The organism is Erythrobacter sp. SG61-1L (genome assembly GCF_001305965.1).
In the GTDB taxonomy this organism is placed as follows: domain Bacteria; phylum Pseudomonadota; class Alphaproteobacteria; order Sphingomonadales; family Sphingomonadaceae; genus Andeanibacterium.
On sequence record NZ_JXQC01000003.1, the window covers coordinates 1,787,112 to 1,812,482 of the forward strand.

Annotated in this window: 18 protein-coding genes; 6 read left to right on the forward strand and 12 right to left on the reverse strand. The window is 63.5% G+C overall.

All coding sequences use genetic code 11. The features are described 5' to 3' along the window. Positions 1-26: 26 nt before the first annotated feature. From SZ64_RS09165 to fliQ, 7 genes are all read right to left on the reverse strand, one after another. Entirely contained in the window at positions 27-959 is a 933-nt protein-coding gene (locus SZ64_RS09165; RefSeq protein ID WP_054530542.1) for a hypothetical protein, read from the reverse strand. A gap of 53 nt (positions 960-1,012) precedes the next feature. Next, positions 1,013-1,708, reverse strand: a complete 696-nt coding sequence (locus SZ64_RS09170; protein ID WP_054530543.1) for a hypothetical protein — start codon at positions 1,706-1,708, stop codon at positions 1,013-1,015. 391 nt (positions 1,709-2,099) lie between these two features. Continuing rightward, positions 2,100-3,212 carry a tetratricopeptide repeat protein gene (locus SZ64_RS09175; protein WP_054530544.1) on the reverse strand — a complete coding sequence of 371 codons (1,113 nt, stop codon included), beginning with the start codon at positions 3,210-3,212 and terminating at the stop codon, positions 2,100-2,102. 11 nt (positions 3,213-3,223) lie between these two features. After that, the gene (locus SZ64_RS09180) at positions 3,224-5,248 is read right to left on the reverse strand and encodes a flagellar biosynthesis protein FlhA (protein WP_054530545.1); all 2,025 of its coding nucleotides are present in this window, start codon (positions 5,246-5,248) and stop codon (positions 3,224-3,226) included. Then, on the reverse strand, positions 5,241-6,329 hold the full coding sequence (locus SZ64_RS09185; protein WP_054530546.1) for an EscU/YscU/HrcU family type III secretion system export apparatus switch protein: 1,089 nt from the start codon (positions 6,327-6,329) through the stop codon (positions 5,241-5,243). The genes SZ64_RS09180 and SZ64_RS09185 overlap by 8 nt, the downstream gene beginning before the upstream one ends. Positions 6,330-6,331: 2 nt before the next feature. Beyond that, positions 6,332-7,099, reverse strand: coding sequence for a flagellar biosynthetic protein FliR (locus SZ64_RS09190; RefSeq protein WP_082384497.1), 768 nt, complete (start codon positions 7,097-7,099; stop codon positions 6,332-6,334). Between the two features lie 9 nt (positions 7,100-7,108). Continuing rightward, a complete protein-coding gene (fliQ, locus tag SZ64_RS09195) occupies positions 7,109-7,378 on the reverse strand; it encodes a flagellar biosynthesis protein FliQ (RefSeq protein WP_054530548.1) in 270 nt (89 codons plus the stop codon). A gap of 216 nt (positions 7,379-7,594) precedes the next feature. Here fliQ and SZ64_RS09200 point away from each other — a divergent pair, with 216 nt between their 5' ends. Genes SZ64_RS09200 through SZ64_RS09210 form a run of 3 tightly spaced genes read left to right on the forward strand, consistent with a single transcriptional unit; the run spans position 7,595 to position 11,920 of the window. Then, positions 7,595-9,196, forward strand: coding sequence for a carotenoid oxygenase family protein (locus SZ64_RS09200; RefSeq protein ID WP_054530549.1), 1,602 nt, complete (start codon positions 7,595-7,597; stop codon positions 9,194-9,196). After that, on the forward strand, positions 9,193-11,292 hold the full coding sequence (locus tag SZ64_RS09205; RefSeq protein WP_054530550.1) for a PQQ-dependent dehydrogenase, methanol/ethanol family: 2,100 nt from the start codon (positions 9,193-9,195) through the stop codon (positions 11,290-11,292). Before SZ64_RS09200 ends, SZ64_RS09205 begins: the two co-directional genes overlap by 4 nt. A 19-nt stretch (positions 11,293-11,311) precedes the next feature. Then, positions 11,312-11,920 (forward strand): nuclear transport factor 2 family protein, encoded by a 609-nt coding sequence (locus SZ64_RS09210; RefSeq protein ID WP_054530551.1) that lies wholly within the window; start codon positions 11,312-11,314, stop codon positions 11,918-11,920. Between the two features lie 51 nt (positions 11,921-11,971). Here the strand turns inward: SZ64_RS09210 and SZ64_RS09215 are convergent, their stop codons facing one another. After that, complete coding sequence (locus tag SZ64_RS09215) at positions 11,972-13,264, reverse strand: sugar MFS transporter (RefSeq protein WP_054530552.1); 1,293 nt, start codon at positions 13,262-13,264, stop codon at positions 11,972-11,974. 455 nt (positions 13,265-13,719) lie between these two features. Between SZ64_RS09215 and SZ64_RS09220 the strand changes: the two genes are divergently transcribed. Genes SZ64_RS09220 through SZ64_RS09230 form a run of 3 tightly spaced genes read left to right on the forward strand, consistent with a single transcriptional unit; the run spans position 13,720 to position 19,559 of the window. Beyond that, on the forward strand, positions 13,720-14,922 hold the full coding sequence (locus tag SZ64_RS09220; protein WP_054532178.1) for an efflux RND transporter periplasmic adaptor subunit: 1,203 nt from the start codon (positions 13,720-13,722) through the stop codon (positions 14,920-14,922). 6 nt (positions 14,923-14,928) lie between these two features. After that, complete coding sequence (locus SZ64_RS09225; RefSeq protein ID WP_054530553.1) at positions 14,929-18,126, forward strand: efflux RND transporter permease subunit; 3,198 nt, start codon at positions 14,929-14,931, stop codon at positions 18,124-18,126. Continuing rightward, positions 18,123-19,559, forward strand: coding sequence for an efflux transporter outer membrane subunit (locus SZ64_RS09230; protein WP_241773014.1), 1,437 nt, complete (start codon positions 18,123-18,125; stop codon positions 19,557-19,559). Before SZ64_RS09225 ends, SZ64_RS09230 begins: the two co-directional genes overlap by 4 nt. A gap of 26 nt (positions 19,560-19,585) precedes the next feature. Here SZ64_RS09230 and SZ64_RS09235 read toward each other — a convergent pair whose 3' ends face one another. The 4 genes from SZ64_RS09235 to SZ64_RS09250 form a co-directional block, all read right to left on the reverse strand. Further along, positions 19,586-20,635, reverse strand: coding sequence for a LacI family DNA-binding transcriptional regulator (locus SZ64_RS09235; protein ID WP_054530554.1), 1,050 nt, complete (start codon positions 20,633-20,635; stop codon positions 19,586-19,588). Positions 20,636-20,743: 108 nt separating this feature from the next. Further along, positions 20,744-21,187, reverse strand: a complete 444-nt coding sequence (locus SZ64_RS09240) for a response regulator (RefSeq protein WP_054530555.1) — start codon at positions 21,185-21,187, stop codon at positions 20,744-20,746. After that, a complete protein-coding gene (locus tag SZ64_RS18580) occupies positions 21,187-23,529 on the reverse strand; it encodes an ATP-binding protein (protein WP_156313591.1) in 2,343 nt (780 codons plus the stop codon). Before SZ64_RS18580 ends, SZ64_RS09240 begins: the two co-directional genes overlap by 1 nt. Before the next feature lie 7 nt (positions 23,530-23,536). Next, entirely contained in the window at positions 23,537-25,357 is a 1,821-nt protein-coding gene (locus tag SZ64_RS09250) for an EAL domain-containing protein (protein WP_054530556.1), read from the reverse strand. Between the last annotated feature and the right edge of the window lie 14 nt (positions 25,358-25,371).

Consider the following 25,371-nt stretch of genomic DNA (forward strand, 5'->3'; position numbering starts at 1 on the left):
CTCGCCTTAGAGTGTCGGCGGGTTATCTATTCTACCGCCGTAAAATTGCCAACGCGAACGAAGTCATTTGGATAGACGTTGGCATATTCGCCCTTGGCGCTGATCCTGCCCTTTGTGCTGCATTCAAAAACTGCCCCATCCAGCGCCGCGCCATCGCTACGCTGTGCGTCATGATGCAGTCCCGGCATGACCGCTCCACCAAATCTGTAAAGCGCCCGTAAGGTATCGAGCAACTCGTCAGCATTCTCGCCGTCCTCAACTTCCCGCGGCGGGCCGTCATAAGCCTGCGGATGGGCAATGAAGAAGGCCATGCCCCGACCATCGACAAATACCCGGCGAGTCTGCTGTCCTCGGATGCGCTTGGGAACGTCGTCATGGGTTAGTGGCGTTGGTCCCAACTCTGTCAGCCGGTCCGTCCAGGGCCGATGGCCCCGGCGGATCGCGGTGAAGGCAGGCACGAGATCACCATCCTGCGTCATGAAATTTCTTGGAGGCAGGAGCAGCGCCTCATTGTCCGACTGATAGCCAAGGCGCCGCACGACCTCATTGAGGTTCATGCGCGCTTCTCCGGCGGCCGCGACAGCCGCGACTAGAGTCTTCTCCACTGCATCCCGGTCGTGCCGCAGTTGCTTGGCGTGCTCGTCCCGCGCGACAAGCGCTGACAGCGGTGCGGACATCAGTGCGAAATCGAAGCGCCGGAGCAGTACCTCCTGATCCGGTGCCGGCACGAACAGAAGCGTGATGGATGCCGGAGTGGGCTGGGCGTTTCCGTTGGTGCGCCGACGCACGGCGAACTCACCTATGGAGCGAGTCAAAAGGTTCACCAGTGCAGTCGAATACAAGGCTCCATCCGGCGTCGGGGAAGGCACACCCTTCACGATGGCGTGCGGCAACCTCGCTTGCAGGCGATCGATCGCCTCTTTGTGAATGGCCTTGGGGAGGCCAGCAATAACGTACATGGGCTGAGGGCCGCGCGATTGCACAAGCCGACGCCGTTGGTGACGCTTAGCCATCAGGGCATGCGGCTCAGTACAAGCGCGATGTCGATCGGGACGGAAAGGCGCTTCGCGACCTCGGGATCTTGCGCCGCATAGAGTCGCTCAAGCGCACTGGATTGTGTTGTCGACAAGGCCTTGGGTGCCGTCGATGAGGGTTTGCTGTGAACCCGGCTGAGCGAATCGGGATCGACATGATGACGCTCACACCAAGCGCGAATGTTCGTGTCGAGCTTCTCCACATCAGCCTGTGGCAACTCTCCAAGGTCACTCACATCCAGGTCGGGCAGCCGAAGATCCTGATCGACGACGATTGTCCCTTCTTCTGCGACTGGACCGGCCAGATAGCTGATCTTCGCCCCCAGTCGGACGCTCATGACCTGCCCATCTGCGATGTCCAGAGTGAAGGCGAGCAGGAAGGCGCGAGGAAGTGTGCGCAAAAAATAGCGCTTCTGGCGGTCAGCAATAGCGCGAACAGCTCGTTGCTCTTCCCCCGCCTTGACGACAGCAATGAATGACTTCGCAGACTCATCGCGAACCACCGCAATATCAGGCGTTGCCTCGGCCGCTTCATAAAGCGTGCGCTTGTCATTTGCCGGCGGCCACAAGCCTTCTTTGGTCAGTCGCATGCCGATCTGGGACAGCAGCAATATGCCTGCTTCGCCGCCTTCATAATGCTCTTCGACAAGCTTCTTGATTTGGTCTTCGATCATCTGCTCTTCTTATGCGTTTTACTGGCCACCTGTCACCAACATCTCGATCATAATGCAGGCGGATTGATCAAAAGACGGAAACGATCCGCTTCCGCGCCTCCCTGCATGATAAACTCGGCAACCTTACGAATCAAAGCGTCGTCACCATCTACTGTGAGGGCATCGATCTCGTCGCAAAATCACGGAAGCGCAGCAGCGATCCGAGACCCGATTGGCAGTTCGCCGCGCTGTGCCCAAACATATGCCGAAAGCAGGTTTCAGCGGGAGCTGACGTCGATCGTATGAAGGCGAACGTTGTAGTCTGGTCGACGGCGGGTCATCACGCTTATCGCGCTTAAGTGCCCGCTTCGACCTGCGCAGCACTAAAAAGCGGACAGTTCAGAATGCCCCCTCACCGCGCCATCCGCGCAATCGCGTCCGCAATCGTCCGGCCATCCGCGCCTAGCGGCTGCTTGAGCGCCATTTCCATGATCCGCTGGGCGCGCTCGGGATTGCCGTCGGCGGCATTCAGCAGGATCTGGACGAAGGCGGCGGAGAAGCAGTGGCGGTCCAGACGGAGGGCGACTTCGGCGCGGCGGGTGGCCTCTTCGCGCTGGCCCGTCAGCAGTTCCGCCACGGCGAGCGAGCCTTGCGCTTCGGCGAAAGTGCCGTCCAGCGCCACGGCCTGTTCGAAGCGGGCGCGGGCCGTGGGCAGGTCTCCCGCGATCAGATAGGCCCAGCCCGCCGCGATCCAGCTGCCGAGGTGATCGCCGAAAATCTCCGCACCCTTATCCAGCCGCTCCCCCGCTGTGGCCGCATTGCCTTGCAGCAGATCGGCCAACCCCAGCCCCACCCAGGCGCGGGGGGAATTGGGGCTGAGCGCGAGGGCCTGTTCGAACATCGCCCGCGCCTCTTCCGGCTGCTGATCGCCCAGAGTGAGCGTGCCGAGCGTGGTGAGCGCATCGGGATGGGTGCCGCCCTTTTCCGCCATGGCGCGGGCCAGTCCCTCATCCTCCACATCCAGCGCGAGGACGGAGACGGCGGCGGCGAAGGGCGGATAATCGCCATGCTGCGCGAGGTGTGCGCGGGCACGGTGCTCTGCCTTATCGAAGAGGCCACTCGCGTGGAGCAGATGGACTTCGAGCTGGGCGGCCTGCGGCAGCGCCTCGGTCAAATCCTCGCTCAGCAGGGCCAGCGCCCCTTCATTGTCCCCCGCCAGCGCCCTGGCCCAGGCGAGGTTGAAGGCGAGGCCGTGATTGCCGGGATTGCGTTCCAGCAGGCCCGCGAAAGTCTCCGCCGCCAGTTCCGGCTCCCCACTGCGCATGGCGGCGATGGCCCAGAGATTGCTGTCGGCATCGGTAAGCTCGCCAACATCGCGCAGGCGGGCGAACAGGTGCTTCGCCTTGGCCAGATCGCCCAGTTCCATCGCGGCGGCGGCGCAATCGCGCAGCAGGTTGGGATTATCGGGATCGTGCCCGAGGTAAGAGAGCAGAAGCTCCAGCCGGGATTGTGTTTCTGCCTGCATCGCCCTTCCCCTTAGCCTTCCACCTTAACAACATCGAATGAATGGAGCGCAATGCGCATCGGCACTTCGTCCACCGAGAGGACTGAAAGCTGCGGGATGGAACGCTGGGTCAGCCTCACCAGCAGCCGCCGGATCGGCCCGGCGCAGAGCAGCACCGGCGCCTTGCCCTGCCGCATCATCCCTTCCGCCAGCGGGGCAAGGCCGCGCAGCAATTGTTCGGCAAGGCGCGGTTCCATGCCCAGGGCCGCCGCCTCTGCCGTGCCGGCGCCCGCGATGATCCGGTTTTCCAGCCTTGGATCGAGGCTGAGGACGGAAAGCTGCGCGTTCTGGCCTTTCAGCCCGTTGCAGATGGCGGTGCTGAGCGCCTGGCGGACCTTCTCGGTCAGTTCCAGCGGATCGCGCTCGGCCCGGCCGACATCCACCAGCGTTTCCACGATCAGGTCCAGATTGGCGATGGACACCCGCTCGCGCAGCAGGTTCTGCAGGATGCGCTGCACATCGGACAGGGTCATGATGTTGGGCACCAGTTCCTCCACCAGCCCCGGCTGGCGTTCCCGCAGGGCGTCGAGCAATTCGCCGGTTACCGCGCGGGTCAGCAGGCTGGGCGCCTCCATCCGCACGATCTCCACGAAATGGGTGATCATCACCGTTTCCGGGTCAATCACGCTGTAGCCCGCCTGCCCTGCCTCGTTCGCCATGGCGGGTTCAATCCAGGTCGCGGCGATGCCATAGGCCGGATCGCGCACCGCCAGCCCGGCAAGGCGCGGGGCATTGTCGCTCTGGGCGATGGCCAGCATCCGGTCCGGGTGAAGCTGGCCCGTGCCATAGGTGGTGCCGTGGATGTTCACGCGGTAATCCAGCCCGCCCAGATCGTCGCTCTCCACGAAGCGCACTGCCGGGAAGGCAAGGCCGAAGGCGCGTTCATGCGCAATGCGGCTGGTGGAGATACGTTCCAGCAGCAGGGCCTTGCGATGCGCCCATGCCTCCGCCAGCCGGGCACCGAAGGCGATTTCCAGCGGCGGCTGGGCCGTGGTGCCTGCGGGGGCCTGTTCCTCCTCGCTCTCCCGCCCGATGTCCTCCGCCTCTTCCCGGCGCAGCCTGCGGATGCGCAGCCAGGCGAACAGGGTGATGCCCAGCAGGATCGCGATGGGCCATTTGGGCATGCCCGGCAGCAGCATCAGCAGGCCCATTACCGCCATCACGATCAGCGGAATGCGCGGTTCGGAGGCGAGCTGGCGGAAAATCTCGGTGCTCAGCTCCTTGTCCGCCGCCGAGCGGGTGACGATGATGCCGGTGGCGATGGAGATGATCAGCGCGGGCAGCTGAGTGGCGATCCCGTCCCCGATGGTGAGCAGAGTGAACCGCTCCAGCGCCTCGCCCCAGCCCATGCCCATCTGCGCCACGCCCACGATCAACCCGGCCACGATGTCGATCAGCAGGATGATGATCCCGGCAATCGCATCGCCCTTCACGAATTTGGACGCGCCATCCATCGCACCATAGAAGCTGGCTTCCTTCTCCAGCTCCTCGCGCCGCTCAATCGCCTGTTTCTGGTCGATCAGGCCGAGGTTGAGATCGGCATCGATGCTCATCTGCTGGCCTGGCATGGAATCCAGCGTGAAGCGCGCCGCCACTTCCGAAACGCGCTGCGCGCCGGAAGTGACGACCACATATTGCACCACGATCAGGATGAAGAAGACCACCAGCCCGATCACGAAATTGCCCTGCACGGCATAGTGGCCGATGGCGTCGATCACGTCGCCCGCATCCGCGCCGGTCAGGATCAGGCGCGTGGCCGCGACGTTGAGCGACAGGCGATAAAGCGTGGCGACCAGCAACAGCGAGGGGAAAGTGGAAAATTCCACCGGCTTCCTGACATAGAAGGTCAGCAGCATGATCGTCAGACCGAAGCCGAAATTGATGATGATCGCCAGGTCCAGCAGCGCCGGAGGAATCGGCGAGAAGAGGATCAGCAGGATCATCACCGTGCCGATCACCAGCACCAGATCCTTGTTCTTGCCGAAGAGCTTACCCATTATTTCCGGTCTCCTGCCGCTGGGCGGCATCTCGCCTCAATCTGGCGTAATGGCGGGCAACGCCGTGGAAGTGGCGGGCGCCGATGGGCTGCCCGGCCTCGCATTCGCGGAACAGGGCGCGGGCCAGCGCCGGGTCCGCGATGACAGGCAGGCCCAGAAGGCGGGCCTTGCGCTTCAGCAATTGCGCGAAGTGATTGCGCCCCTTGGCCCGCACCACGGGTGCCTCCATCTCATCCGGGCGATATTGCAGGGCGACGGCGAAATGCTCGGGATTGACGACGAGGAAGTCCGAGCCGTCGAGCTTGCCCAGCCCTTCGGACTGTTTGCGCATTTCCTCGTGCAACTGGCGGCGCTTCTGCTTGAGGCGCGGCTCCCCTTCCCGCTCCTTCGCCTCGCGCGTGATCTCCCGCCGGCTCATGCGCATCTGTTTGCGAAATTCGCCCCGGGCGATGACCTGATCGATCACCATGAAGAAAAAGGCCGCACCCAGGAACGCCAGCAACAGGCGCGTGGCCGTGCCGGCCATGGCACGCGCCAGCATCCCCGCATCCGCCATGCTGTCGCCATGGGTGCGCACTGCCCAGTCGATCAACAGCCAGGTGATCGCCGTATATGCCGCCAGCTTGACGATGTTCTTGGCCGTTTCCTTCAGCATCCGCAGGGAAAACAGCCGCTTGAGGCCCTTGGCCGGATTGAGGCGGCTGAAATCCGGCTTCAGCGGGGCAGTAGTGAAGATGAAACCGCGCAGTTGCAGCACTTCCAGCAGCACCAGCACCACCATGGCCACCAGCCCGAGAATGATGATCGGCTGGAAGGCGGGCCAATAGATCGCCCCGATAGTGGCCAGCACATCGGCCGGATCGCGCGTGCGGTCTATTCCGGAAGTGAGGCTGAGGCGCATCAGCTGCGCAAGGCGGGCGGCGAAGCCCTGCCCCGCGAACAGCACCACCACGGCCAGCGCAGCAAGGCTGCCCATGAAGCCGAGGTCCATGCCGCGTGCGACCTGCCCCTTCTCGCGCGCCTTGCGCAGCTTGAACGGGGTCGCTTCCTCGCTGCGGTTCTGTTCCTGCCCTTCCGCCATGCTCAGCCCCCGGCCCCCAGCAGGCGCGGCGCGCTTTCAATGGCCAGCCGCAGCAGGCGCAGGGCAAGCGCGGTGGAGAGCGCCAGCGCCACCGGGAGAGTGGCCAGCATGGCGATGGACTTCACCTGAAAGCCCAGCAGCAACATGTTCATCTGCGGCAGGGTGCGCGACATGAAGGCGATGGCCAGATCGAGCAGGAACAGCACCAGCATCACCAGCGCGAAGAGGCCCATGGCAATTGTGAAGCTGGCGCCCAGCAATGTGCCCAGTGCCGCCATGTCCCCGCTGCGCAAGGCATGGCCAACCGGCAAAGCTTCCAGCGAGGCAGACCACAGCGCCAGCAGATCGTAAGGCCCACCGGAAGTGAAGAAGATCAGGGCCGCGGCGTAGGAGAATACCGTCCCCGCCAGCGGCATCTGCGCCTGTGTGGTCGGGTCTGCCACGGTCGCAAGGCCGAAACCCGCCTGAATATCTGCCGCGCCGCCCGCCCATTGGATGGCAGCAAAGGCGATCTGGAGGGACAGCGAAATGGCAATCCCGACCAGCAATTCACCCGTGGCGAGCGACAGCTGAGATTGCCCCTGCCGCAAGGCGCCCAGCGCCGCTTCGGGATTGCCTGCCACCAGCGCCATGCCCAGTGCCAAGGCCAGCAGCAGGCGGATCGGCACGGGCAGGCGCAGCAAAGTGAACGGCGGCGCGAAAGCCAGCGTGGGCACGATCCGCAGGCTGACCAGCAGCACTGCCTCAAGAGTAAGGGCCAGATCCTCCACTCCGCCCGCCTAGTGCCCCAGGCTGGGGATGATCATGTAAAGCGAGCGGGCAAAATCGGTCAGCCGCGCCAGCATCCACGGGCCGAGCGCAACCAGCGTGAAGCCCGCCGCCAGTGTCTTGGGCACATAGCTGAGCGTGATTTCCTGTATCTGGGTGGCGACCTGAAAGATCGAGATCAACAGGCCCACAATCAGAGTGACGAGCAGCACCGGGCCGGCAATCACCAGTCCGGTCCACAACGCTTCATACAAAAAGCCCAGCGCCCGATCCGCGCCCATGCCAAATCCCCCTTCTCGGGCGAATGCCTATGGAGCGGCGGCGGGCCTGCTCAAGCAGGGAAAGGACGCCTTTCGTTCTATCTACCTCCAATTTGGAGGTGCCGGACTGGCCCGATACAAAAAACGCCCGGCCTTCCCCGAATTTTCCGCCAGCTTGCGGTTGTCAAACGAGCGAGGCGGGATAATGAGATCGCATAAATTCACGGGGGAGAAGCCATGTCGAAATTTCGCGATGAGTCGCAGGCGCCGGTCAATCCGGGCCGGCGCGATTTTCTCGGTGCTGCGGCGCTGGGAACGGGCGCGGCCCTTGCAGGCATGGGCGCCGCCGCCGTACCGGCCAGTGCGGCCGCTCCTTCCGGCCCCGCGCCGCAGGTAGACTTCCCCAGCGATCCGCGCGCCTTTGCCGGTGGCCCTCCGGGCACCAATATCCGCGCCGAGATCGACCTTTACGATTGCGAAGTGGAAGGCGCCCTGCCCTCCGGCCTTAACGGCACTTTCTTCCGCGTCGGCCCCGATCCGCAATATCCCAAGCCGAAAGAGCATGAAGGCGACATCATGTTCGACGGCGAAGGCCATGTCTCGATGTTCCGCATCAAGGACGGGCATGTCGATTACCGCACGCGCTATGCCAAGACGCAGCGCTGGAAGGCGCAGCACGAGGCGCGCCGTTCGCTGTTCGGCATGTATCGCAACCCGCTGACCGACGATCCCAGCGTCGAGGGCCTCAGCCGCGGCACGGCCAACACCCAGCTGTTCGTGCATCACAAGAAGCTGTTGGTGTTCAAGGAAGACAGCCCGCCGGTCTATATGGACCCCAACACGCTGGAAACGCTGGACGATTACTACACTTTCGGCGGAAAGCTGGACAGCCAGACGCACACGGCGCACCCGAAGATCGATTCCGAGACGGGCGAATATATCGGTTTCGGTTACGAAGCTAACGGCCTGTGTTCCAAGGATATCTGCGTGTTTTCGGCGGACCGGAACGGCGCCATCAACTGGCAGGTGAAGGTGCAGGCGCCCTATGCAGGCATGATGCACGACTTCGCGGTGACGCAGAAGCACGTGATCCTCTACCTCACCAACATGATCTCCGACATGGACCGGATCAAGGCAGGCGGCGTCCACTTCTCTTACGACAGCAAGACGCCCTGCTATCTGGGCATCATGCGTCGGGGCGGCGACGGCAAGGATCTGAAATGGTTCACCGGCCCCAACCTCTTCTGCACCCATGTGATGGGCGCTTGGACCGATGGCGACAAGGTGACGGTGGACATGGATGGCGGCGAAGGGAACCAGTTCCCCTTCTTCCCCAGCCTGCATGAGCCATTCGATCCGGTGAAGGGCACCGGCTATGTCCGCCGCTTCACCGTGGACCTCTCCAGCAAGACGAATGACCGCTATCAGGTGGAAACGCTCTATCCGCAGATCACCGGCGTGCTGGCCCGGCAGGATGACCGATACCACACCCTGCCCTATCGCTATGGCTTCCTGAACACCACCGGCGCGCGGGGCGGCGGCGGTGGAGGCTGGGCCATGTTCGATCACCACACAGGGAAGGTCGAAGTGGCGCAGGTTGCCGATTATTCGCTGTCCGAAATGACTTTCGTGCCCCGCAGGCAAGACGCGCCGGAAGGCGACGGCTACCTGATCGGCATGGGCAGCAGCCAGAAAGAATCCGGTCGCAGCGACTTGATCCTGTTCGACACCAAGGACATAGGCGCCGGGCCCGTGGCCCGCGTGAAGATGCCTTTCAAATGCGTCGGCCAGGTCCATGGTTTCTGGGCGGATTCAAGCGACCTTCCAACTCCTGCATGAGTGCGATGAATATGAAGATGATCTGGCGCGGCACGGCCGCTGCCCTGCTGATGCTGGCCGGTGGTGCGGCCATTGCCGGCGCAGACCATGGTTCCACACCCGCATGGGTGGACGAGGCGCGCATGGCCGCGCCCGAGGACGGCCAGTGGCTGAGCGGCGGGCGCACTTATGACGAGCAGCATTTCAGCCCGCTCACCCAGATCAACGATGGCAATGTCAGCCAGCTGGGCCTTGCCTGGTATGCCGACATCGACACCGAACGCGGGATGGAAGCCAGCCCGCTGATGATCGACGGCGTGCTCTACAACGTCCAGCCGTGGAACATCGTCACTGCCTATGACGCGAAGACCGGCCGCCAGCTGTGGCGTTTCGATCCGCAAGTGCCGCTGCGCTTCGGCCGCCTGGCCTGCTGCGACATCGTCTCGCGCGGGATCGCGGCGTGGAAGGGCCATATCTATGTCGCCACGCTTGACGGGCGGCTGATCGCGCTCGATGCGAAGACGGGCAAGCAGGTCTGGTCCACGCTGACGGTCGACAATTCCAAGAACTACACCATCACCGGCGCCCCGCGCGTCTATGAAGGCAAGGTGGTGATCGGCAATGGCGGCGCCGAAAAGGGCGTGCGCGGCTATGTCAGCGCCTATGATGCCGAAACCGGCGAGATGGCGTGGCGCTTCTACACCGTGCCGGGCGATCCCTCGCTGGGCTTCGAGGACGAGGCCATGGAACGCGCGGCCGAAACCTGGACGGGCGAATGGTGGAAAGCCGGTGGCGGCGGCACCGTTTGGGATGCCCTCGCCTTCGATCCGGAAACCCATCTGGTCTATATCGGCACCGGCAACGGATCGCCCTGGGTGCGCAAGTGGCGCAGCCCCGGCGGCGGCGACAATCTGTATCTCTCCAGCATCGTGGCGCTGGATATGCGCACCGGCAAATATGTCTGGCACTACCAGACCACGCCGGGCGAGGAATGGGACTATACCTCCACCCAGCAGATGATCCTGGCCGACCTCCCGCTGAACGGGAAGACGCGCAAGGTGATCATGCAGGCGCCGAAGAACGGCTTCTTCTACATCCTCGACCGGGTGACGGGCGAATTGCTCAGCGCGGAGAAATTCGTGCCGATCAACTGGGCTACTCATGTCGACATGAAGACCGGCCGCCCGGTGGAAAATCCGGCTGCCCGCTATGGCGAAAAGCCTGTGCTGGTCTCGCCCGGCGCGGGCGGCGGCCACAATTGGAACCCGATGGCCTACAGCCCGCTGACCGGGCTGGTCTATCTGCCGGTGACCGAAACCTACATGGGCTATGCCGCGGCTTCCAGCTTCGATCCGGCCAACCCCGGCACGGGCGCGAGCTACACCGGCTATGAGGAAGAGCGCAAGGCGATCACCGAATATGCCGACAAGCATTCCAAGGCCTGGCTCTCCGCATGGGACCCGAAGACCCAGAAGGAAGTCTGGCGCGTGCCATCCCCACTCAAGGGCAGTGGCGGCGTGCTGGCGACGGCGGGCAATCTCGTCTTTGAAGGCACCATCGGCGCGACCTTCGCCGCCTACAACGCCAAGACGGGCGAGAAGCTCTGGGAATTGCCGGTGCAGAACGTGCCCATCGCGGCGCCGATCAGCTATTCGGTTGATGGCGAGCAATATATCGCGGTGAATGTCGGCTGGGGCGGCGGGCTCGCCCATGTGGAACGCTCTGCCTATGCGGCGCTGTTCCTGTCCAAGCCGCGCCTGCTGGTGTTCAAGCTGGGTGGCAAGGCCACTCTGCCCCCGCTCCCCGAACAGTCGCGCGAAGTTCCCGAACTGCTGGCCCCGCCCAAGGTGACCGGCAGCCCGGACATGGTGGCCAAGGGCGAGCAGCTCTATGGCGCCAATTGCGCCCTGTGCCACGGCGTCGCCGCGCGCGGCGGGGTGAAGGATCTGCGGCATATGTCGCCGGAAACACACAAGGAATTCCTCGACATCGTGATCGGCGGCAAGCGCGAGGCGAACGGCATGGCCAGCTTTGCCGACCTGCTATCCACCGAGGATGCCGAAGCGATCCACCAATATGTGATTTCGAGAGCCAATGCCGACTGGGAAGGCAACTGACATGAGAGGGGAACGCATTATGGGCATCCGGCCCGCAAAGACGATCTGCCGGGCCGCGCTGGCCGCTGCACTGCTGCTGGGCGCCGCCGCGCCTGCCGCGGTAAGCGCGGAAGGCATCTACGCGCGTGATTACGCCGAAGACCGGGCCGAGATCGAGGATCTGATGGCCCGCTATCTCTTCGCCATCGATTACTTCGACTGGGATGCCTATGTCGCCACCTTCGCGGAAGACGGCGAACTGGAATTTGCGCGCGGCACGTCCAAAGGGCGAGATGCGATCCGCAAGACAGTGGCGAGCTTCAGCGAGAATATCGGAAAGTTCTATCACACTGAAGACGGCAAGCCCGCACTGCTGCGCCACGTGATCCTGCAATCTTCCATCCGCGTGGAAGGCGAGCGTGCCTGGGCTCGCTCGCTGTGGGTCGAAATGGCCAATGACGGGCCAGGCGACACCATGAAGATGGGCACTTACGGCATCTATGAGGATGAGTTGAAGCGCGTGGACGGCCACTGGCTGTTCGCCAAGCGCCGCGTTCTCAACGAATTCCTCCCCAATCGCCAGTCCGGGCCGAAGAACCCGGTACGCGAAATGGACGAGGCGGCCGAGGCCTATCTCGGCGGGAAGTAAAACCGGCTGCGCGGCCGCAGGCGTTTACTGACGCCTGCGGCCGCCTGCTATTCACGCAGGCTTGCGTGCAAAGATCCCGAAACTTGCGATAAATGCATAGCAGATCGCGGGCAGCGTCAGGGCCACAGCCAGGCTGCCGCTGACATCCGCCACCACACCCGTGGTCAATGGGATGACGGCCCCGCCCGAAATCGCCACGTTCAAAATGCCCGAGCCGTCGGCCGCGCGTGCCCCCAGCTTTTCGCAGGCGAGCGTGAAGATGGTGGGAAACATGATCGAATTCATCAGGCCAATCGCCAGCAGGCTGTAGCCGGAGACCTCGCCGGTCGTATTCGCGGAAATCAGCAGCAGGCTGATTGCCCCGGCAGCGGCAATGGCCAGCACCTTGCCCGGGTTCATGACCCGCAGGATCGCAGAGCCGGCAAAACGCCCCACCATCGCACCGAACCAGTAAATGCCGATCAGCTTGCCCGCGGCCTGCTGGTCCAGCCCCATGACATGCGCCTGCTTGAGATAGCTGACGATCAGCGAGCCGACCGAGACCTCTGCCCCGACATAAAGGAAGATGCACAGCGCGCCATAGCCGAAGCGCGGGCGCTTCAGCAGGTCGAACCCGCCCAGCCCCTTGCTCTCCTCATGGCTCTCGCCCTTCAACCGGTTGCGGAACAACCACACCGATCCCGCCACCAGCGCCAGCGCGATAGCCAGCGTGCCATAGGCCTTCACGATGGTTGCCGTCCCCTCCGTACGATAGGCATCCAGCGCCGCCCCGCTGAGATCAGACGCGCTCACGCTCGCAAGCCCACCAAGGATCACGATGGAGCCGACATAGGGGAAGATGGTGGTCCCCACCGAATTGAAGGCCTGGGCAAAGGTCAGCCGGCTATGCGCGGTGCTCGCCGGCCCCAAAAGCGAGATCAGCGGATTGGCCACCACCTGCACGATCACCACCCCGCTCGCCAAAACGAACAGGGCGAACAGGAACAGGCCGTAGGTCGCGGTCTGCGAAGCGGGAATGAACAGCAGGCACCCCAGCATCATGGTCAGCAGCCCCGCCACCGCGCCGCGCATATAGCCTATCTTCTTCACCAGCCGGGCGCCGGGAATGCCGATCACGAAATAGGCAGTGAAGAAGCAGAACTGCACCAGCATCGCCTGGGTGTAGTTCAGCGTGAACAGTTCCTTCAGTTTCGGAATGACCACGTCGTTGAGCGACGTGATCCCGCCAAAGATGAAGAACAGCGCGAAAACGAAGCCCTGCAAGCCCGGCGCGTCGATCGGCGGGCCGGCCTCCTCGATCGGGTTGGAATCCGTGCTGCTGGCAACATCGGGTGCAAGGGACATGGCTCGCGTTCTTTCCTTACAGCTCTTGAAAAGACGCGGAAAATCCCCCCTGCGTCCATCTCTGGTTCGGACGGGAAACTGTGAACGGCAGGCAGCACAGTCAATCGCCGGACAGCCCCAATTCCTTGACGGACGGCGCATGTCCTCCGCCGGATGCCCAAAAGGTCGGGAACGGTATGCATTGCGGGCCGTTATGCAGCCATTCCGCCGGACGACATCCTCCGGCGATATCAAAATTCAACGTGCCGGAAACAGGGCAATTCGTCACATTGGGGGCTACCAATATGACAAATGCAATATTTCCCGCATTTGGGGGGAAGTTTGCTGGTGCCAGAAACAAACTTGCTGCAACGGCAATGTTTCGAATCGGGGCCGGCGATCCGGCGGCCCGGCCGTTGAACGAGGCAGGCCGGGCGGGATCGCAGACCATCTCCGGCAAGAATGAAGGGCACCAGATGAAGACTATTCGTGCGGCCATCCTCAGCGCAGGCCTGTGCCTTGCCGCGACAGCGATTGCCGGCTGCTCTTCGGGCGAAAAGCCGTTCGAACGCCCCGCCCCGCAGGTTGGTTTCGTGGTTGTCGCGCCTTCGGCTGTGCCGGTCGCTGTGTCGCTGGGTGGCCGCACCGTCGCCTATGAGACGAGCGAAGTGCGCCCGCAGGTGACAGGTATCATCCAGAAGCGCCTGTTCACCGAAGGCAGCTATGTCCGCGCCGGGCAGCCCCTCTACCAGATCGACGCGAGCCTCTATCGCGCGGCCGTGCGCCAGGCCGAAGCGAACCTTGCGGCCGCGAAGGCTTCGGCCGACGCCGCAACGGCCAAGGCGAACCGCTACAAGCCACTTGCCACGCAGGAAGCCATTTCCCAGCAGGATCTGACCGACGCGGAAGCACAGGCCCGTCAAGCGCAGGCCTCTGTCGCCCAGGCATCCGCCGCGCTTGAAACGGCGCGGATCAACCTGCGCTTCTCCACCGTCGCCGCGCCGATCAGCGGCCGTATCGGGCGCTCGCTGGTGACCACCGGGGCGCTGGCCAGCGCCGCGCAGGCCCAGCCGCTTGCCGTGATCCAGCGGCTCGATCCGATCTATGTCGATATGCAGCAGTCCAGCGCGGAACTGACCGCGCTCAGGCAAGCGCTGGCCAAGGGCGAAGTCAGCCCCGGCAGCACCAGCGTGCGCCTGAAGATGGACGACGGCAGCTTCTATGCCCTGCCCGGCACAGTCGAATTCTCGGAAATCTCGGTGGATGAAAGCACGGGTACCGTCACCCTGCGTGCCCGCTTCCCCAACCCGCAGGGCCTGCTGCTGCCCGGAACTTTCGTGACCGCCGTGTTCGAACAGGCCGTGCAGCCCGCCGCTTTCCTGGTGCCGCAATCGGCCGTGCAGCGCGATTTCGATGGCAGCGCCTTCGTCTATATCGTCGGCAAGGGTGAAAAGGGCGGCGATCAGGCCAAGCGTGTGAAGGTAACCGCAGACCGCACCAGCGGCACGGACTGGGTGGTCACCTCCGGACTCAAGAAGGGCGACAGGGTCATCACGCAGGGCCTCGCCAATGTGCGGCAGGATGCCGACATTCGCCCCGTTCCGGCCAGCGCACCGCAGCGCGTCGGCCCGCCTCCCGGCAAACCCGGACAGAACAGCCAGCCCGGAAAGCCGGGGTAAGGCCGAATGTCGCGGATCTTCATCGACCGGCCCATCTTCGCATGGGTGCTTGCGATCATCGTGATGATGACGGGCATCGGCTCGCTTACGGCCCTGCCGATCGAGCAATATCCCGACATTGCGCCCACCACCGTGAATGTCCGCGCCTCCTATCCTGGCGCCTCGGCGGAAACGGTCGAGAACAGCGTTACCCAGATCCTGGAGCAGCAGCTCACCGGGATCGACGGGTTGCTCTATTTCAGCTCGGATTCCAGCTCGCGCGGGCAAGCGAGCATTACAGCAACCTTCGTGAAGGGCACCGATCCCGACATCGCGCAGGTGCAGGTGCAGAACAAGATTCAGGCCGCGATCTCGCGCCTGCCTGCCGATGTGCAGCAGCAGGGCGTGCGCGTGACCAAGTCCAATGCCGACACGCTGCTGCTGGTGGCCGTGTATGACGAGACCGATACCCGATCCTATCAGGACGTGTCGGATTACCTTTCGTCCAACATTCAGGACACGCTTTCGCGCGTGGAGGGCGTGGGCGATGTGAATGTGTTCGGCGCGCCGCACGCAATGCGCATCTGGCTCGATCCGATCAAACTGGCCGCCTTTTCGCTGATGCCGGGCGATGTCATCACTGCCCTGCGCAACCAGAATACCGAAATCCCGGCGGGCGAAGTAGGCGGCTTGCCCTCGCCGCAGGGCCAACTCCTCAATGCCACGGTGACAGCCCAGTCGCGCCTGCAAACGCCCGAACAGTTCCGCAACATCGTGCTCAAGACCCTGCCGAGCGGGTCGAGCGTGCGGATTGGCGATGTCGCCCGGGTCGAGGTCGGGGCGGAAAACTACAACATCCTGCTGCGCATGAACGGCCATCCCGGCGCTGGCATGGCGATCCAGCTCTCGCCCGGCTCCGACGCCCTGCGCACGGCGGACCTCGTGAAGGCCAAGATGGACGAGTTGGGCGCGAACCTGCCCGATGGGCTGGCCTATGCCTACGCCAACGATGCGACAAGCTTCATTCGCCTTTCCGTGAGCGAAGTGCAGGTGGCCCTGCTCGAAGCGGTCGCCCTCGTCGTGATCGTGATGTTCGTGTTCCTGCAGAGCTGGCGCGCCCTGCTGGTGCCCGTGGTTGCCGTGCCCGTGGTGATGCTGGGCACCATGGGGGTGTTCTATCTCGCGGGCTTCTCGCTCAATACGCTCACTCTGTTCGGCCTCGTGCTGGCCATCGGCCTGCTGGTGGACGATGCGATCGTGGTGGTGGAGAATGTGGAGCGATTGCTGGAGGAAAACCCCGGCATGTCCCCGCGCGAAGCGACCATCGAATCCATGAACGAGCTGCAGATCGCCCTGATCGCCATCGCGCTCGTCCTTTCGGCCGTGTTCCTGCCGATGGCGTTCTTTGGCGGGTCGACCGGTGTGATCTACCGCCAGTTCTCCGTCACGATCATTTCCTGCATGGTGCTGTCCGTGCTGGTGGCGCTGATCCTCAGCCCGGCGATCACCGCCAGTGTGCTGAAGCAGAAGCACCATCGCGGCGAGGACATGGAGTTCCACCGCCATTACGGTCGCTTCGCGCGGATCGAAAACGCCCTGGAAGGCGCCAAAGTGTGGTTCAACCGCAATTTCGACCGCATGGTTGGCCGCTACCTCAAGGCAGTGGAAGCCGTGGTGGATCGCAAATGGCGCTTCCTTGGCCTTTATATCCTGATCCTGGGCCTGCTGGCCGGCCTCTTCCTGCATCTGCCCGGCGGCTTCCTGCCGAACGAGGATCAGGGCCGCATCATGGTGCAATTCCGCCTGCCCCCCGGCGCCACGCAGGTGCGCACGATCGAACTGCGCGACCAGGTGGAGAAATATTTGCTCGAACATGAGAGCGCCAATGTCAGCACCATGTTCCTCGTCGCCGGCGGCGGCGGTGGCGGCCAGAACAGCGGACAGGGCTTCATCAACCTGAAGCACTGGGACGAACGCCCCGGCCCGGAAAACACCGCCGATGCCATCGCCCGGCGCGCAACCATGGCCTTCAGCGGCCTGCGCGATGGGCAGGTGTTCTTCATGGTGCCCGGTTCGGTGCGCGGCCTTGGCGACAGCGCGGGCTTCAACATGAACCTGCAGAACATCACCGGCATGAGCCGCGAACAATTCGTGGCCGCGCGCGACAAGCTGGTCGAAATGGCCAGCGCCAGCCCGCTGCTCACACAGGTCCGCTCCAGCGAACTGCCCGACAATGCGACGCTGAAGATCGACCTCGATACGCAGCGCCTCACAGCTTACGGCCTGAATTCATCGGACGTGAATACCACGCTCTCCACCGCTTGGGGCGGCCGCTACGTCAACGACTTCATCGAGAATGGCCGCGTGAAGCGCGTCTATGTCCAGGGCGAGCCGGAATATCGCGCCACGCCGGAAGACCTCTCGCAATGGTATGTCCGCGCTGCGGACGGCAGCATGGCGCCCTTCTCCGCCTTCTCGAAGATCGGCTGGGCCACCACGCCCAATTCCAACAGCCGTTTCCAGGGCGTGCCCTCTTTCGGCATCACCGGCCAGACCGCGCCGGGCGTCAGCTCGGGTGAGGCGATGGCGGAAATGGAGCGGCTGGCGGCCGAAATCCCCGGCACCGCCGTGGGCTGGACCGGCTCTTCCTATGAAGAACGCCAGTCTTCCGGGCAGGCCCCGCTGCTCTATGCCCTGTCCGTGCTGGTCGTGTTCCTGTGCCTTGCCGCGCTTTATGAAAGCTGGTCCATCCCGGTGGCCGTGCTGCTGGTGATCCCGCTGGGCCTTGTCGGCGCCGTGTTCGCCGCCACGCTACGCGGGCTGGAAAACGATGTGTTCCTCCAGATCGGCCTGCTCACCACCATGGGCCTAGCCTCCAAGAACGCGATCCTGATGATCGAATTCGCGGAGCAGGAAGAAAAGAAGGGCAAGCGCATCATCGAAGCCGTGCTGGCCGCCGCCCGCATCCGTCTGCGCCCGATCCTGATGACCAGCTTTGCCTTCATCTTCGGCGTGCTGCCGCTGGCGCTGTCCACCGGCGCGGGCGCCAATAGCCGCATCGCCATCGGCACTTCGGTGATCGGCGGCATGCTGACCGCCAGTGTACTGGCGATCTTCTACATCCCGCTGCTGTTCGTGCTGGTCCGCCGCAGCACGCGCGACAGCCTGAAGGCCCTGCATGAACGGTTCGGCCGTCGCCGCCGTCAGGAAGGGGCGCAAGCATGAGCAGGCCGCTGGACATGACCATGCGTAAAACCGCCCTCGCCTTCCTGCCGCTGGCCCTGCCGGCACTGCTGGGCGCCTGTTCGATGGCGCCCGACTATGCCCGGCCCGAGGCCCCGGTTCCGCGGAGCTGGCCGGTGGGAGACGCCGATCCGGTGGCAGGCGAGGCGGAACTGCCTGCCCTGCCCTATACGGCGATCTTCCGCGACGCCCGGCTGCAGACCCTGATCGGGCAGGCCCTGGCCAATAACCGCGACCTGCGGATCGCCGCGGCCAATCTCGCCTCCGCCCGCGCGCAGGTGCGCGTGACGCGGGCCGCGCAATTCCCGGAAGTTTCCGTGCGTGGTTCGGCCGATATCAGCGACAATGGCGGCACCAGCGGCGAAAGCTATGCGCTGCAAGGCGGCATTTCCGGCTTCGAGCTGGACCTGTTCGGCAGGCTGGCCAACGCCACGGCCGCCCAGCGCGAACGCGAACTGGCGAGCGAGGCTTCGGCCCGGTCAGTCCGACTTGGCCTTGTGGCCGATCTGGCCAGTGCATGGGCGACCTACGCCGCCGATCGCGACCTGCTGGCCATTGCCGAACAGAGCGCGGCCAATGCCCGCCGCAGCGTGGATCTTACCCGCGCCCGGCTGGAGGGCGGCATTGCCCCGCGTACCGACCTGCGGCAGGCCGAACAGATCCTCGCGACGGCCGAGGGTGACCTTGCGGCGCAAAAGGCCGCACTGGCCGAAGATGCCAATCTGCTGCGCCTGCTGGTGGGGGCAGATGTCGACCCCACCCTGCTGCCCGCCGGGCTGGACGAAGTGCTGTCCAGCATCGAAAGCATGCCCGCCGGCACCAGTTCTGCCGTGCTGCTGCGCCGGCCGGACGTGGCACAGGCCGAATTTCTGCTACGCGCAGCCAATGCAGATATCGGCGTCGCGCGCGCCCGCCTGTTCCCGCAGATCACGCTTACCGGCCTGCTGGGCTTTGCCAGCGACGCGCTTGGATCGCTGTTCGACAGCGGCGCCTTCAGCGCCACGGCGGGCGCCGATGCCAGCTATGCCATCTTCTCCGGTGGTGGGCGGCAGGCAGGCGTGGCCGTGAGCGAGGCCAGCCGCGATGCGGCCCTCGCCACTTATGAAAAGGCGATCCAGTCCGCCTTCCGCGAAGTGTCAGATGCGCTGGCGACCAAGGGCACGATTGCCGATCGCCAGAGTGCTGCCCGCATGAACACGCAGGCTGCCGCCGATACGGCCAACCTGACCGATGCCCGCTATCGCGGCGGGGTGGACAGCTTCCTTGCCAATCTGGTCGCCCAGCGCAGCCTCTACAGCGCGCAAAGGCAGGAAGTGGCGATCTCGCTGATCGCTGTCCAGAACCGGATCGAACTGTATCGCGTTCTGGGTGGAGACGAGGAACTGGGCCAGAGCGCCTTCGCACTACCGCAATAGGACTGCCTGACCGGGTGGGAACGCCCTTAACGTGAGGCCGGGCCGGTCGATCCGCGTATCACCAGTTCACTATCCAGTTCTGCGTGCCGCGCAGGCAATTCCCGCCCGCCAGCTTGTGCGATGAGATAATCCACCGCCGCGCCCGCCATATTACGGATCGGCTGGCGCACGGTGGTTAGCGGCGGCCACAGGAAGCGCACCACCGCGGAATCATCGAAACCGGCAAGCGAAATGTCCTCTGGCACTTTCAGTCCATGCCGGGTTGCCGCCGTAACCACGCCAGCCGCCATGAAGTCATTCGTGGCAAAGATCGCGCTGGGCCGGTCGCCCATTGCAAGCAATGCCTCGCCCGCCGCCAGTCCACCTTCGAAGGTGAAGTCCCCGGGATGGAAGATCACTTCCGCCCTGCCCTCCACTGCCTCGCGAAAGGCCACTACGCGCCCGGCAGCAGCCAGGTGGTCCTGCGGTCCGCCGATCAGCCCGATACGGCGATGGCCAAGGCCGATGAGATGTTCCGCCATGGCGCGAACGCCGCCATATTCGTCGCTCGCCACCGATGGCGAACGGTCCGGATCCAGCCCCGGCGCGAAACGGACATAGGGCATGGCCAGATCGTCCAGCGCATCGAGCAGCTTCAACCGGTCCGCCGAGGGCGGCGCGATCATCACCCCGTCCAGCGCAATACGCGACAATTGTGCGCGCAACCCCTGCGGCCAGCTTTCGGCTGCAAAATCATAAGGCTCGACGAAGAAGTGGTAGCCCTGCTCGCGGCAGGCGATCAGCGCCCCCGCCTGCAGATCGACCAGATAGGGCGAGAAATAGGCATTGGCGTCCCCTTCGCGGAAGAATTCCGTCTGGTCCACCAGCAGCGCCACCGCATAGCCTCGCCGCCCGGCCAGTGCGCGGGCCGCAAGATTGGGCTGGTAATCCAGCTCGCCCATCGCCTTGAGCACGCGCGCGCGCAATTCCGAGCCGACGCGAGGATTTTCGTTCAACACGCGCGAGACCGTCTTGAATGAGACTTCGGCCTTTTTTGCAATGTCTATGATTGTCGGACGCCGCTTGTGGGTCGCCATTTTGGGCTCGCTTCTGCTTTGCCCCTATCATTGGCAGGAAATGCACGCCGCTGCCAGTGTTGCGGGCACTGGCAGCACTGGCAGCGGCGGCATGCCGCCCTGAAAAGCTCAGGCCGGTTGGGGCAACCGCACGATCGAGAACCAGAAATTCTCGATCCGCGATACGATGTCGAGGAAGCTGGAGAAGTCCACCGGCTTCGAAATGAAGCAATTGGCGTGTTCTTCATATGACTTCACGATGTCTGCTTCGGATTCCGACGATGTAAGGACCACCACGGGAATGGTCAGTAATGTCGGATCACCCTTGATCTCTGCCAGCACGGAATGGCCACTGATACCCGGCAGGTTCAGGTCCAGCAAGACGAGGTCTGGCCGGGGGGAGTTGCCATAGTCGCCACGCCGATAAAGAAAATCGAGCGCATCCTTGCCGTTGGTGACGGCATGCAGGATATTCGCGACTTTCGCTTCTTTCAGCCCCTCCTGCGTCAGCCGGATATCGGCCGGATTATCTTCTACCAGCAGTATTTCGATCGGGGATTGCGCTTGGTTCATCAGGCAGCCTCCTCTTGCTGATGCTCGGGCAGGGTGAAGCGAAAAACTGATCCGCCATCCGGGCCTGCTTCAACCCAGATCAGCCCGCCATGCAGTTCGACGATGCGCTTGCAGGCGGCCAGGCCGATGCCCGTGCCTTCATATTGCTCCCGGCTATGCAGGCGGGAGAATATCTCGAATACTTTCTCATTGAACTCCGGATCGATACCGATGCCGTTATCGGCAATGATGAATTCCCACAGCTTGCCGTGCTGCTGCGCCTCAATGCGAATATGGGGGCGGCGATCGCTACGGAATTTCAGTGCATTGCCGATCAGATTGGTAAACAAACGTTCGATCTGGCCGGGATCCCCTTCGATCCGGGGCAGCGGTCCGATCTCCACCGTGGCGCCGGTTTCCTCGATCTGCGGCTGGAACAGGGCCAGCACGCCCTCAAGCTCGGCCCGAAGGTCAATTGACTTGACCTTGAGCGGCCGGTTGCTGACGCGCGAATAGGTCAGCAGATCGTTGATCAGCCGCTTCATGCGGCGCGCGCCGTCCACGGCAAAGCCAATGAACTCATCGGCGTCGGCGTCGAGCTTGCCCTTATAGCGTCGCTCGATCAGGCCCATATAGCTGTCCACCATACGCAGCGGCTCCTGCAGATCGTGCGAGGCAACATAGGCGAACTGCATCAGTTCCTGATTGGAACGGGCGAGTTTCTCGTTGGTTTCCCGCAGCATGTCCTGCCCGGCCTTGCGACGGGTTATGTCTGCCACGGACACCACGATCCGGCTGTTGCCGCCCTTCGCTCCCAGCGGCGCCAGCGCGACTTCCACCGGCACTTCACTGCCATCCTTACGTCGCGCGTAAAGGTCGCGCCCGGCGCCCATCGGGCGGATTTCCGGGCGGGCGGCATAGGCTTTGCGCTTTTCGGGATGCCCTTCGTGGAACCGCTCGGGGATCAGCAGTTCCACCGGCTGGCCCAGCAGTTCCGCAGGCTCGTATCCGAAGATTTCCTTCGCCCGTTCATTGACCCTGGTGATGTTGCCCTTGCGATCGGTCACCAGGATTGCCTCGGGCATCACATCGATCACGCGCGCAGTCTGCGCTTCGGCCTCGCGCAGGTCGTCCTCGCGCGCCTCCACTTTTTCGACCATCGTCTCGAAGCTGCGCGCCAGCGCCCCCACCTCGTCAGAACGGGAAGCGATCTGCGCGACATCCACCGACCGCTCGCCCGCGGCGACGGCCGCGGCAGTCTCGCTGATTTCCTTGAGCGGGCGCGAAAGCGTGCGAGTGAAATAGGCCATAGCCGCCAGCCCCAGCAGCAGGATCACACCCGCCCCGATCAGCGCGCGATTACGCACGGTTACGAGGCTCGATGCCAGTGCGCTTGACGGAATAGTCTCGGCAATCACGGCAAATTGTGTCGTATCCCGGGGATCGTAATCTACCTTCGTCGCGGCGACGAGCACGTTGGAATCGCCTGACGAAATGAAGCCGGTGAAGCGCTCTGCATTGCCCTGCAGGAACGGCCCAAGGCGTGGGAACTCAGCCTGAATGGTATGGCGCTGGCCCAGATCGAAGCCAAATGCGCGAGCAGGGTCGGGGTGAGCCAGATAATCGCCCGACTGGTTCGTGACGTAATAGGCCGCCTGTTCCTGGTCCGCCCCCTGCACGATCTGGAAGACCTTGCCCATATCGACATTGATCACGACCATGCCGAGCTTCTCGCCACTGGACGAAACCACAGGCGTAGCGGCGCGGATGACTGCGAGGTGAGGCACCTCTACCTTCCCGTTCTCGCGATTGAGATCAATGGGTGAAAGATAGACCTCGCCGCTTCCCAACTGCTGGGTCTCGCGAACATAGGGGCGGTCAATCTTGACCTGTAACTGCTCTTCGGAAGTGCGGCGGACCGACCCGTCGCGCAAGCGATCTACCCGCACGATTTCACGCCCGCCATTGCCGAATCCGATCAGGCGGACCTGCACATATTCCGGCCGTGCTTCCAGCATTCCGGCGAAGATGGTGGCCAGCCGGTCACGCCACAAAGTGGCGGTCGATCCGTCCTGAGGGTCTAATCCGCCGCTTGCCAAGGCCCGGAACGTGCCCATTGTCGGCGGTACCTTGGTGAGCAGCAACGTGTCCTGCCGGGCGAATTCGATACGCGAACGCAGCCGCGTGGCGGAAACCTCGACATCGCCGGCAAGGTGCTGCGTGTCACGGTCGATCAGTATGTCCTCGCTTCCGCGATAGAAATACCACGTCAGCGCCATGACCGAGAGCAGGCCCACCAGCCCGGCGGCCAGCGCGATCTTTGTCGCAAGGCCAAGGCCGCGCAGATCGAAGCGTTCCGTCATGCCCGGCTCAGCGGCTCGCCGCTCTGACTTGCCCAGCACTGTCGTGCTGGGTGGCGATGATCGCCTCGTCCGGGCCGAAGATCACCAGTTCCTCGCTAAGCCGTGCCGCGCTGATCGGCGGGGAAAAGTAATAGCCCTGCAGGTAGTCGATCCCGATCCGGGTGAGCAATTCAGCCTGCTCCGCCGTCTCCACCCCTTCGGCCACGGTCTTGAAATCCAGCTTGTGAGCCAGATCGGACACCGCCTCGGTAATCTTGCGAGTGCCGGAATCGTCGATCAACTTGGAAACGAAGCTGCGGTCCAGCTTGAGGTGCTTCAGCGGCAGGTCGCGCAGCAGGGAAAGCGATGAATAGCCGGTGCCGAAATCGTCGATATGCACGCCGATGCCGACGTTCATCAGAGCCTCCAACCCGCGTCGGGCGGAATCGATATTCTGCATGAAAGTCGATTCCGTGATCTCGATATTGAACAGGTCGGGCGTCAGGCCGTGGCGGTCGATCGCGTCGGTGAACAGGCCTGCAAAGCCATTGTCGCGGCACTGGATCGGGGAAACGTTGATCGAAATCGGCACGACAGGTGCGCCTGCCGCGAGCGAGCCTGCCAGGAAGCCACAAGCCTGATCGATCATCTGCATCCCCAGATCGGAGATCCAGCCATTCTCTTCGGCAATGGGAATGAAATCACCAGGCATGATCACCCTGTCGTCACGCTGGCGCCAGCGCGCGAGACCCTCGGCACAGACGATGCGGTGGCTGCGGCAGTCGACGATTGGCTGGTAATCGAGATAGAAGCTGGGCGTGGAGATGTCGCGCAGCATCGCCCGTTTCAGTTCCAGCTTCCGGCTCAGTTCGCGGTGCAGGGAATCGTCATAGAGGCAGATCGTGCGTGCGCCCTCCTTCTTGGCCTTGTACATGGCCAGATCGGCGTGGGTCAGCATATCGCCGGAGCTGACCGCTCCAGACGGATAGAGTGCGATACCGATGCTCGACCCGATGTCGATCGGGCGGCCATCCAGCCTGGTGACCGTGCCGATCGCCCTGGCGATCTTGTGGGCCAGTTCCATCGCGCCTCGGGGATTAGGCAGATTGGTGGCGATTACCGCGAACTCGTCACCGCCCAGCCGGCCGACAATGTCCGTGCGGCGCACAGTCTCGCTGATCCGCTCCGCCACGCGCACCAGCAATTCATCGCCCGCGTCGTGGCCCAGCAGATCGTTGATCTGTTTGAAATTGTCGATGTCGATCACCAGCACCGCGCAAAACAGCTTGGTACGGTCGGCATGTTCCATGCTCAGTTCCAGCCCTTCGATCAGGGCGCGACGGTTCTTCACCGAAGTGAGCGGATCGGTGATGGCGAGCTGGACCAGTTCCTCCTGGAACTTCTTACGTTCCAGCGCATAGCTGATCGACCGCCAGAGCGAACGCGGCCGGATGTCATCCTTCTCGAGGTAGTCAGCCGCTCCGTTGGTAAGCGCACTGGCCGCAGTATTGGCCTCGTCGAGGCCAGTCAGGATGATGATCGGAACATCCGGACGCAGTATCTTGAGAGCCTGCAGCCCATCGAAGCCGGAGGCATCGGGCAGGCCGAGATCGAGCAGGATCGCATCCGGCCCTGCGGCTACCAGTGTCTCGAGCAAGGCCGCTCCATCGGCCAGACTGCCGGCCAGCAGAACGTCACACTCCGCGCCGGCATCGTGCGACCCGACCTTAAGCGACATCTCAGCCAGGCGGCGGTCGCCCGGATTGTCGTCGACGACAAGCACGGTCAACCGCTGCCGCCTTGGCACGGCGGCAGGCCCGCTTTCGCCCGACAATCGCACATCGACCATAAAAGTCTCCGCAG